Below are 3,796 nucleotides of genomic sequence, written 5' to 3'. Positions count from 1 at the left end.
ATGACATCGCCCGGCGCGAAATCTGAGATGCGATCGCTGGCCGCGCGCGTCGACTCCGTTGCGTCCTGATAGCGGAACACGTCATTGCGGCCGCCCCCGGTCAGCAGGTCGCTGCCCTTGCCGCCATAGATGAAGAAACTGCCGTCGCGCTCGGCGGCACCGTTGAAGGCCAGGTCTTCGCCCGCTTCGAGTTGCGCCGCGTTGACCTTCAACTGGGTCCCGGTGGCCACCGTCGCGTTCACGGTGGTGACCAAGTAATCGTATCGGTTCCCGAGCGTGTCCCCGAACCGCGCGTCAGTGCCCGACAAGGCGGAGAGCGTCTCGATCCCAGCCAGCGTCGTCGCGCCGAGCGTCAGCCCCGCATAGTTACCCTGCAGCGCCACCACGCCGGCACCCGTGCCGCCGCTCACCCGATCGGCGGCCGTGAGCGCGCCGCCGAAGTAGAAGGCGTCGTTGTCCGCGCCGCCCGCCGCCTGATCGTCGCCGCCCTGCTGCAGGCAGAAGAAGTCGTTGCCGGCGCGCCCGGCGAGCAGGTCCGTTCCGACGCCGCCGGTCAGCGTGTCGGCTCCGGAAGTGCCGGGTCCGTCATCGTCCTCCAACACAATCCGCACGATTGTCTCGTCCGGCCCGCTGTCGAAGATCAGCCCCGTCGCCTTGATCTTGACGGCGATCGTCTCGAAGCCTTCGACCGTCTGATCATCGAAGATCGAGATCGATGGCAGCGCGATCATGTACTGGCCCGATGGCGACTGCGAGATGTTGTAGCTGCCGGAGAAGGCGGGCACGCTGACGTCCGAGCCGTTGGTGACGGTGGAGTTCGCGGCGTCGAAGGAAATGGTGACAGTGCCGGAGTAGGTGGAGATGTTATTGAGGACGAGGGAGAGGGAGACGCTTGTTCCTGCGTCCTCTGCAATGCTCGCGGGAACCGCCACAGCCGCGGTCGGTGCAAGATCACGGTCTGCTACGGTAGAGCTGGTCTGAAGTCCCAGAGCAGTAAGCTCCGAGCTGGAATAGTTCCGCTGATTACCGGCTTTGTCGCGAATAGCGACCGAGCTGATCTCGTAGGTGCCCGCGCTCGACGTCGAGTCGATGAACTCGCTACTGATCGAGACGCAGTCGCGTCAGCGCTTTGGAAATAACCGCCCGAGCACCGCATCCACCCCAGCACCGATCGCATCCGCCAGCGCATCCGGCTGCGCAGCACCAGGTGCCCCCGGCTCCGGCTGCTTCACCGGCGCGACCCCCTTCTTCGCCGCCGCCGCCGTAGCCATCGTCGCGGCCATGCCGGCGACCATCGCCGCGCCCTTGGCGATCACCGCGCGGCCTTCGGGCGTCTGCGCCTTGGCGACCAGCTTCTCGGCGCCCTTGCGCAGTTCCTTGGGGATCTTCACGCCGCCCACCGACTTGGGCAGCTTGCCCGCCTTGGTGCCTTCCGCCTTGCCCGTCTTCGCCTTCGCCATCATGTCCTCCCGTGTGTCAGCTACATAGGACACAGGCGTTAAGCTGCAATGATCGAGCCGTGATGGTGGCGCACGCGGGCTGCCGCGCCTATCTCCCGGACTGTATTTTCCGACAGAACGAAGCTAGAACGGACGGCATGGCCCTCGATCACATTTCCGTGCGCGGCGCGCGCGAGCACAACCTCAAGGGTGTCGACATCGACATCCCGCGCGACACGCTGACCGTCATCACCGGGCTGTCCGGCTCGGGCAAGTCGAGCCTCGCCTTCGACACCATCTATGCCGAGGGCCAGCGTCGCTACGTGGAATCACTGTCGGCCTATGCGCGCCAGTTCCTGGAGCTGATGCAGAAGCCTGACGTCGATCATATCGAGGGCCTCTCGCCCGCGATTTCGATCGAGCAGAAGACGACGTCGCGGAACCCGCGCTCCACCGTCGCGACCGTGACGGAGATCTACGATTACATGCGCCTGCTCTGGGCACGGGTCGGTGTGCCCTACAGCCCTGCCACCGGCCTGCCGATCGCCGCGCAGACGGTGTCGCAGATGGTCGACCGCGTGCTGGCCCTGCCGCAGGACACGCGCCTGCTGCTGCTCGCGCCAGTCGTGCGCGGCCGCAAGGGCGAGTATCGCAAGGAGCTGCTCGAGTGGCAGAAGGCGGGCTTCACCCGCGTCCGCATCGACGGCACCGTCCACGAGATCGACGAGGCGCCGGCGCTCGACAAGAAGTTCAAGCACGACGTCGAGGTGGTGGTCGACCGCCTGGTCGTGAAGGACGACATCGGCACGCGGCTGGCGGAAAGCTTCGAGACCGCGCTGAAGCTTGCCGATGGGCTGGCCTATGTCGACCTGGTCGACGGCGTCGTCCCCGGCCGCGAGAACGAGGCGGAGAGCGCGGGGGCGATGAAGAACGCCGGCATCCCCGCCAACCGCATCGTGTTCTCCGAGAAGTTCGCGTGCCCGGTCTCCGGCTTCACCATCGCCGAGATCGAGCCGCGGCTGTTCTCGTTCAACGCGCCGCAGGGTGCGTGCGCGGCTTGCGATGGGCTGGGCGAGAAGCAGATCTTCGACGAGGACCTGGTCGTCCCCAATCACGACCTGTCGATCAAGCGCGGCGCGGTCGTCCCCTGGGCCAAGTCCAACCCGCCGTCGCCTTACTACATGCAGGTCTTGGGCTCGCTCGCCCGCGCGTTCGACTTCAGCCTCGACACCCCCTGGCGCGAGCTGCCCGAGGAGGTGCACGCGCGCATTCTCCACGGCACGCAGGGGCAGCCCGTCATCCTGCGCTTCGTCGACGGCAAGAAGTCGTACGAGGTCAACAAGCCGTTCGAGGGCGTGATCGGCAACCTCAACCGCCGCCTGCTCCAGACCGAGAGCGCGTGGATGCGCGAGGAGCTGTCGAAGTACCAGTCCGCGCAGCCCTGCGAGACCTGCCACGGCGCGCGGCTCAAGCCCGAGGCGCTGGCGGTCAAGATCGCCGCCCGCGACATCAGCTACGCCACGCACCTCTCCGTCGTCGACGCGCTCGCCTTCTTCTCGGGCATGCCCGAGACGCTCAACACCCAACAGCGCGCGATCGCCGAGCGCATCCTCAAGGAGATCGTCGAGCGGCTCGGCTTCCTCAACAATGTCGGCCTCGACTACCTCAACCTCGACCGCACGTCGGGCACGCTCAGCGGCGGCGAGAGCCAGCGCATCCGCCTCGCGTCACAGATCGGCTCCGGCCTGTCGGGCGTCCTCTACGTCCTCGACGAGCCGTCGATCGGCCTCCACCAGCGCGACAACGACATGCTCTTGAAGACGCTGCGTCGCCTGCGCGATCTCGGCAACACCGTGCTCGTCGTCGAGCATGACGAGGACGCGATCCGCACCGCCGACTATGTCATCGACATGGGGCCGGGGGCGGGCGTCCATGGCGGCGAGATCGTCGCGCACGGCACGTTCGAACAGGTGCTGGCGTCGACCAACTCGATCACCGCCGATTACCTCGCCGGCCGCCGCGAGGTCGCCGTGCCCGCGCAGCGCCGCAAGGGCAGCGGCAAGAAGCTGACCGTCCACAACGCCACCGCCAACAACCTGAAGGGCGTCACCGCGTCGCTACCGCTGGGCACCTTCACCTGCATCACCGGCGTGTCGGGGTCGGGCAAGTCGAGCTTCACCATCGACACGCTCTACGCGTCGGCCGCCCGGCAGCTGAACGGCGCCCGCGTCCTCGCCGGCCGGCATGAGAAACTGACTGGGCTTCAATATCTCGACAAGGTCATCGACATCAACCAGTCGCCGATCGGCCGGACTCCGCGCTCCAACCCGGCCACTTACACCGGCCTCTTTGCCCCC

General features: G+C 66.8%; 2 protein-coding genes and 1 pseudogene. 1 reads left to right on the top strand and 2 read right to left on the bottom strand.

Translation table 11 applies throughout. From position 1 onward, the window contains the following. Together JWN21_RS07735 and JWN21_RS07730 are read right to left on the bottom strand one after the other, a co-directional pair. Window positions 1-932, bottom strand: a pseudogene (locus tag JWN21_RS07735) (hypothetical protein); the annotation flags it as partial. A gap of 189 nt (window positions 933-1,121) precedes the next feature. Beyond that, complete coding sequence (locus JWN21_RS07730; RefSeq protein WP_299647946.1) at window positions 1,122-1,493, bottom strand: hypothetical protein; 372 nt, start codon at window positions 1,491-1,493, stop codon at window positions 1,122-1,124. Window positions 1,494-1,597: 104 nt separating this feature from the next. Between JWN21_RS07730 and uvrA the strand changes: the two genes are divergently transcribed. After that, window positions 1,598-3,796, top strand: a 2,199-nt coding sequence (gene uvrA, locus JWN21_RS07725; RefSeq protein WP_299647941.1) for an excinuclease ABC subunit UvrA, incomplete at its 3' end; no start/stop codon positions are given.

This window comes from Sphingomonas bacterium, assembly GCF_028292945.1.
GTDB lineage: Bacteria > Pseudomonadota > Alphaproteobacteria > Sphingomonadales > Sphingomonadaceae > Sphingomonas.
Note: the sequence above shows the minus strand (reverse complement) of the source record. Positions and strands in the feature narration are given on the sequence as shown.